Below are 6,820 nucleotides of genomic sequence, written 5' to 3'. Positions count from 1 at the left end.
CGCTCGCGTGGACCGACTGGCGGGCGAGCCTCGTGGACCGGCTCCACGAGCTGGGGCGCAGGGACCTCGCCGAAGGAAGCCAGGGCAGCGCGCCGCCGGAGCCGGTCGTGCCGCCGTCCGGCGCGGTGCTCACCCCACCCCAGCTGCAGGCGCTGGCAACGGGGCGTCCCGTTGTCGAGGTCGAGGTGCGGGGTGGGGCGCACCGGCTGGTCATCCTGGACCGGGACCGGGCAGGGCTCTTCGCCGACAGCGCGGGGCTCCTGGCTGCACACGGCTGCGTGATCCGGTCGGCCACGGTGCGGACGCACGACGGGCTTGCGGTCAACGAGTGGTGGGTGGACCTGCCGGGCGGGGAGGCCCCGGTCGCCGAGCGGATCACGCGGGACCTCGTCCGCGTCCGCTCGGGCGACCGGGGACCGCTCGCCGCCTTCGACCGGCACCGAGCCGACCGGCCCGTCCGCAGCGCGGTCTCCGGCTCGGCGGGCCAGACGCGCGCCTTCGTGGTGGGCGGAGCCTCGGATCTCGCAACGGTCATCGAGGTCCGGGCTGCCGACCGCCCGGGCCTGTTGCGCGACATCGGTCTCGCGCTGGCACGCGCGTCGCTGCGGATCCGCTCCGCGCACGTCGCGACCCACGCGGGTCAGGCCCTCGACACCTTCTATGTCACCGAGTACACCGGGGGCAGCCTGCAGCCAGCGCGGGCTGCCCACGCCGTGGCGGCGATCATCGACGCGTGCGACGGCTCGTGAGCTCAGCCCCGGCTGCTCACGCCGTGCGGCTGCGTGCGGACCGCAGCTCCTCCAGATACTTCTCCTTGGCGGCCGTGAACCGCTCGCCGAGCTCGCTCAGCTGCTGGTTCGAGGCCTCGTCGGAGAACTTCGGCAGGATGTCCTGCTCCTCCTCCTCGACGTGGTGGCGCACCTCGCCGATCATGGCGGCGATGAGACCGTCGGCACCCGGCTCGTCCGGGTCCATGCCGAGCAGCTGGGTCAGCACCTCCTCGACGTGGTGGTGCTCGGCCAAGCCGTCGTCGACCTCGTCCGCCTCGTCGGGAGCAGTCTGCTTGATGGCCGGGTAGACCACCTCCTCCTCGGCCTTCGAATGGGGGACGAGCAGCTCCTCCACCTGCTGGAGCAGCTTCTTGACGTCCCCCTTCTGCGCCTCGAGCTGCTTGAAGACCTTCTCGAGCTGTGCGTGGTCGTCCTTGATGAGGGTCACGACTCCGGCCATCGGATGCGTCCTTTCGGGGTGTGAGTAGAGCCGGCGAGGGCGGCGCCGGCTGGCCCGGTACTACCCCGGAAGCGCCTCGGCCAACCCGAGCGAGAGGGCAGCTCGCGAGCAGGAGCGCGCTGAGCGGCATACCGGAATCGTTGGTGGGCGGGAGCGCACTCGGCCAGCGGTTAGGCTTGCGTGCGTGTTTGGAACCCTGTCTGATCGCCTGACCGCGACCTTCAAGAACCTCCGCGGCAAGGGCCGCCTGTCCGAGACCGACGTCAACAAGGCGATTCGGGACATCCGGTTGGCCCTGCTCGACGCGGACGTCGCACTGCCGGTCGTCAAGCGGTTCACGAGCCGGGTGCGCGAGCGGGCGCTCGGCGCCGAGGTGAGCCAGGCGCTCAACCCGGCCCAGCAGGTCGTCAAGATCGTCAACGAGGAGCTCATCTCGATCCTCGGTGGTGAGACGCGGCAGATCCGCTTCGCCAAGCAGCCGCCGACCGTCATCATGCTCGCCGGTCTGCAGGGCTCCGGCAAGACGACCTTCGCCGGCAAGCTCGGCCGCTGGCTCAAGGACAAGGGCCACACGCCACTGCTCGTCGCCGCCGACCTGCAGCGGCCCAACGCGGTGACGCAGCTCGAGGTGACCGGAGAGCGCGCCGGGGTGCCGGTCTTCGCCCCGGAGCGCGGCAACATGGGCGGCCACGACGCCGTCCTCGACTCCGGCGAGGGCACCCGCTCGTTCGGTGACCCCGTCGCAGTGTCCCGGGCGGGCGTCGCCGAGGCACAGGCCCGGCAGCACGACGTCGTCATCATCGACACGGCAGGCCGGCTCGCCGTCGACACCAACCTCATGCAGCAGGCTGCCGACATCCGCGCGGCGGTCCAGCCCGACGAGGTCCTCTTCGTCATCGACGCGATGATCGGGCAGGCCGCGGTCGAGACCGCCCAGGCCTTCCACGACGGCGTCGCATTCACCGGTGTGGTCCTGTCGAAGCTCGACGGTGACGCGCGCGGCGGTGCCGCGCTGTCGGTCACCGAGATCACCGGCGAGCCGATCATGTTCGCCTCGATCGGTGAGAAGGTCACCGACATCGAGGTGTTCCACCCCGACCGCATGGCGAGCCGGATCCTCGACATGGGCGACGTCCTGACGCTTATCGAGCAGGCAGAGAAGGCGTTCGACCGCAGCCAGGCCGACGAGATGGCCCGGAAGTTCCTCGCCGAGGAGGACTTCACCTTCGAGGACTTCCTGCAGCAGATGAACGCCATCAAGAAGATGGGTTCGCTCAAGTCGATGCTGAAGATGATGCCCGGGATGCAGGGCATGCGGGAGCAGCTCGACGCCTTCGACGACCGGGAGTTCGACCGAGTCGAGGCGATGGTCCGCTCGATGACGCCGTTCGAGCGGACGCACCCCAAGCAGATCAACGGTTCCCGGCGGGCGCGCATCGCGAAGGGCTCCGGGGTCACGGTGTCCGACGTGAACCAGCTGCTCGAGCGGTTCGGCCAGGCCCAGAAGATGATGAAGTCGCTGGCTCGTGGCGGCGGCGGTGGTCTGCCGGGCATGCCCGGGATCCCGGGGGCCGGCAAACGGGCCAAGGCGCAGCAGCAGAAGCGCAAGAAGAGCAAGAGCGGCAACCCGGCGAAGCGCGCCGCCGAGGAGCGGGCCCTCGCCGAGAAGGCCGCCGAGAGCCGGCAGAAGTCCGCGGCGTCGGCCTTCGGCATGCCGGGCGCCGGTGGGAACGGGGACGGCGAGCTGCCCGACTTCGACCCCTCCGCGCTGCCGAAGGGGTTCGAGAAGTTCCTCGGCGGCCGCTGAGGTCCACGCAGAGGTCCACGCTGAGGTCGAGGCAGGGGAGCGCGCCGGGTGATGTGGTCGAGCCGCGACTCATGGATAGGGTCGAGGCATGGATGCGCCGGTGCTTCGTGTGCGGGGTCAGGTGCTCGTCGGGCCGGATGAGACCCGCGACGAGCTGTGGATCGTCGACGGCAAGGTCTCGTTCACGGCTCCGGCGGGTGCGGCCGATGTCCAGACAATCGAGGGATGGGTCCTGCCCGGACTCGTCGACGCCCACTGCCACATCGGGCTCGGGCCCCACGGCGAGGTGCCTCGCGACGTCGCCGAGCAGCAGGCGCTGACCGACCGGGACCACGGCGCGCTCCTCATCCGGGACGCCGGCCAGCCCGGCGACACGCGGTGGATCGACGAGCGCGACGACCTGCCCAAGGTGATCCGCGCCGGACGCCACATCGCCCGGACGAGGCGCTACATGCGCAACTTCGCCCACGAGGTCGAGGCCGACGAGCTCGAGAAGTACGTCCGGCTCGAGGCCCACCGCGGCGACGGTTGGGTCAAGCTCGTGGGTGACTGGATCGACCGCGAGGTCGGCGACCTGACGCCGAGCTGGTCGCGGGAGGTCTTCGCCCAAGCGATCAAGGCGGCCCACGAGGAGGGGGTCCGGGTCACCGCGCACTGCTTCGGCGAGCAGTCGTTGCGCGACCTCGCCGCGGGCGGCATCGACTGCATCGAGCACGCGACGGGGCTCCGGGAGGACTCGATCGACACCTTCGCCGCCCAGGGCATCGCGATCGTGCCGACCCTCGTCAACATCGCCCAGTTCCCCCAGATCGCCGCGCCTGCCCAGGAGAAGTTCCCGGCCTACCACCGGCACATGCTCGAGCTGCACGAGCGCCGTTACGACACCATCGGCGCGGCTCACGAGGCCGGGGTGCCGATCTACGTCGGCACCGACGCCGGCGGCAGCCTGCCGCACGGGCTGGTGGCCCAGGAGATGGCCGAGCTGACCAGGGCCGGCCTGTCGACCCTCGAGGCGCTCGACGCCGCGACGTGGGGGGCGCGGCGGTGGCTCGGCCGGCCGGGCATCGAGGAGGGCGCGGACGGCGACATCGTGGTCTACGGAGCCGACCCCCGGCAGGACATCACCGTCGTCGCGGATCCCAAGGGCGTCGTGCTGCGAGGTCGCGTTGTCCTCTGACACGCCCCTCGAGCACGGCAGCGTGCCGCCGGCGTTGTCCCGCATGGGGGAGCGCGTCGAGGTGCGGCCGCCCACGCGGGCCGACACAGCGGCATACGCCGAAGCGGTGACGCGGTCGGCGCGGCGCCTGTCGGACTTCGCCATCCCGGACCCCAACAACCTGGGCGACGTCCTCGCGGCGCAGTCGCCCGGCTACCGCACCTTCATGATCCGTGCGCGCGACCCCGAGGGCGACCACGGTCTCGTCGGCCGGGTCAACGTCTCCAACGTCGTGCACGGCGCGTTCCGCAGCGCGACCATCGGCTATGACGCCTACGACCCCTATGCGGGGCGTGGCCTCTTCGCGGAGGGGCTCGAGCTGGTCATCGACATCGCCTTCTCCGACGAGCCGAGCGGCATGGGCCTGCACCGCATCGAGGCGAACATCCAGCCGACCAACTCGCGCTCGGCCGGACTGGTCCGCAACCTCGGGTTCGTGCACGAGGGCTTCTCGCGCGACTACCTCTACCTGCCGGGAAGGCACGACCAGCGCCGGGCGTGGCGCGACCACGACCGCTATGCCATGCTGTCGTCGGACTGGCCGGCCGTGCCCTATCGACCGCATCGTCCCCACCGGATGGCGTTGATCATCAACGGGGTTCCCGGGGTGGACGGCAAGCCGCTCGCCAACCTCGTCGCCGCAGAGCTGTCCCTGCCGGTCTTCTCGGTGCGCAACGTCCCCGACGCGGCCGTCCTCTGGGAGCTGCTCCGGCAGTCTCCGGTCGGCGGCGTCGTGGAGTGCCATGTCTCACCGGTCGAGCTGCGCATCGGCATCGCGCGCGCGGGGTTCGAGGCGGGCCAGGTGCCCGTCATCGAGCCGGTCGCCGACCCGACCAAGCGCGAGGTCGTCGACATCGCGCTCCGCGTCCGCGCCGCGTTCCCCTGACGGCTCCGACCGGTGTGGTCCGAGGGGCTCGCGCGATCTGGCAGAATGGTCCGCTGTACCCGCCCGCGTCAGGCCCCTCTCGTCAGTCGTGGGTGCCTACAACCGAGTCCCGGCTCCCCGCGTGTCCCCACCCGGTCTTGCCGCGCTCACAACCAGAAACAGGAGACACCACACCAGTGGCAGTCAAGATTCGTCTGAAGCGCATGGGCAAGATCCGTGCACCGTTCTACCGCGTCGTCGTCATGGACTCCCGCACCAAGCGGGACGGTCGTGCGATCGAGGAGATCGGCAAGTACCACCCGACCGAGGAGCCCTCGCTCATCGAGATCGACATGGAGCGGGCCGACTACTGGATCCACAACGGCGCGCAGCCGACCGAGGCCGTCGCGGCCCTGATCAAGCTCGTCCGCGAGGGCAACGTCAAGACCAAGGAGCAGGGTCCTTCGAAGAAGGAGCGCTACGAGGCGGCGGTCGCCGCTGCGGGCAAGACCACGGAGGACTCGTCCGCTCGGACCCCGAAGAAGAAGGCCGAGAAGCGCACCGAGGCCCGTGCCGAGGACGCCGAGAACGTCGCGGCGATCGAGGACGCGGTCGAGGCGCAGGTCACGACCGAGCTCGAGGCCGAGCGTGACATCAAGTCCGAGAAGGCCGAGTCGCCCAGCGAGGGGTCCTGACCGTGCTCGAGGAAGCGCTCGAGCACCTCGTCAAGGGCATCGTCGACCATGACGACGATGTCGTCGTGCGTCGCAAGGAGCTGCGCCGCGGCGAGCTGCTCGAGGTGCGCGTCCACCCGGACGACCTCGGCCGCGTCATCGGCCGCTCCGGCCGCACGGCAAGTGCGCTGCGCACCGTGATGTCCGCCCTCGCGCAGGGCGAGAACGTCCGCATCGACATCGTCGACACGGACCGCGCGCGCTAGATCGCTTCTCTGAAGGGGCGCCCCGGGCTTTCCGGGGCGCCCCTTTCGCATGCCCCGGTATGCCGCTGAGCCGCCTGCCCTTGCAGCGTTGCCCCGGGCGCGGGGCCGGGTTGGCGCCGCGCCCGGCCGGGCTGAGAGGATCCCCGCATGGCGGAGGACAGGGCGGACGACAGGGTGGTGGCACGGATCGGCAAACCGCACGGGCTGCGGGGCGAGGTCACGGTCCAGCTGCACACGGACGACCCCGAGACCCGCCTCGCCGTGGGCAACGTCATCGACACCGAGGCCCGGGCCGGCTCGGGCGTCCCCCGTCAGCTGACCATCCGGTCGACACGGGTCCACAACGGTGTCTGGCTCGTCGCCTTCGAGGAGGTGCCGGACCGGACCGGGGCCGAGGGGCTGCGTGGGACGCGGCTGCTGCTCGACGCCGACGCGGCTGCCCAGGACGACGAGCAGGACGACGACGCGTGGTACGAGGACGACCTCGTCGGCCTCGCGGTGCACGACCCGGCCGGTGCGGTCATCGGCACCGTGACGGGCCTGGAGGTCGGTGCGGCCCAGGACCGGCTCGTCGTCGAGCTGACCGACGGCGTGACGGCCTACGTGCCGTTCGTCGAGGAGATCGTCCCCGAGGTCGGCGAGGACCACGTCGTCGTCGACGCGCCGCCCGGTCTCTTCGACCTCTACCGCAACCCCTGACTCCCTCCCCACCCCTCGAGTGAGCGCAAACTCCGGAGTTCGCGCTCACTCGACGGTTCGCAA

The 6,820-nt window shown here is 70.9% G+C and carries 7 protein-coding genes and 1 pseudogene; 7 read left to right on the top strand and 1 reads right to left on the bottom strand.

The window, feature by feature from the left end:
- Positions 1–749: pseudogene (locus N864_RS25135) on the top strand ([protein-PII] uridylyltransferase); the annotation flags it as partial.
- A 16-nt stretch (positions 750–765) separates the two neighbouring features.
- Here N864_RS25135 and N864_RS17325 read toward each other — a convergent pair.
- Positions 766–1,230, bottom strand: coding sequence for a hemerythrin domain-containing protein (locus N864_RS17325; RefSeq protein ID WP_051518738.1), 465 nt, complete (start codon positions 1,228–1,230; stop codon positions 766–768).
- 184 nt (positions 1,231–1,414) lie between these two features.
- Between N864_RS17325 and ffh the strand changes: the two genes are divergently transcribed.
- The 6 genes from ffh to rimM all read left to right on the top strand — a co-directional run bounded on the left by ffh (position 1,415) and on the right by rimM (position 6,757).
- Positions 1,415–3,037, top strand: coding sequence for a signal recognition particle protein (gene ffh, locus N864_RS17320; RefSeq protein ID WP_034719816.1), 1,623 nt, complete (start codon positions 1,415–1,417; stop codon positions 3,035–3,037).
- A gap of 88 nt (positions 3,038–3,125) precedes the next feature.
- A complete protein-coding gene (locus N864_RS17315; RefSeq protein ID WP_034719813.1) occupies positions 3,126–4,214 on the top strand; it encodes an amidohydrolase family protein in 1,089 nt (362 codons plus the stop codon).
- A complete protein-coding gene (locus N864_RS23755; RefSeq protein WP_240474378.1) occupies positions 4,204–5,139 on the top strand; it encodes a GNAT family N-acetyltransferase in 936 nt (311 codons plus the stop codon). The genes N864_RS17315 and N864_RS23755 overlap by 11 nt, the downstream gene beginning before the upstream one ends.
- A 176-nt stretch (positions 5,140–5,315) precedes the next feature.
- Positions 5,316–5,813, top strand: a complete 498-nt coding sequence (gene rpsP, locus N864_RS17305; protein ID WP_034719811.1) for a 30S ribosomal protein S16 — start codon at positions 5,316–5,318, stop codon at positions 5,811–5,813.
- A 2-nt stretch (positions 5,814–5,815) separates the two neighbouring features.
- Positions 5,816–6,058, top strand: coding sequence for an RNA-binding protein (locus N864_RS17300; RefSeq protein WP_034719807.1), 243 nt, complete (start codon positions 5,816–5,818; stop codon positions 6,056–6,058).
- Between the two features lie 147 nt (positions 6,059–6,205).
- Positions 6,206–6,757 (top strand): ribosome maturation factor RimM, encoded by a 552-nt coding sequence (gene rimM / locus N864_RS17295; protein WP_034719805.1) that lies wholly within the window; start codon positions 6,206–6,208, stop codon positions 6,755–6,757.
- Positions 6,758–6,820 lie beyond the last annotated feature (63 nt).

Source organism: Intrasporangium chromatireducens Q5-1 (genome assembly GCF_000576575.1).
In the GTDB taxonomy this organism is placed as follows: domain Bacteria; phylum Actinomycetota; class Actinomycetes; order Actinomycetales; family Dermatophilaceae; genus Intrasporangium_A; species Intrasporangium_A chromatireducens.
Note: the sequence above shows the minus strand (reverse complement) of the source record. Positions and strands in the feature narration are given on the sequence as shown.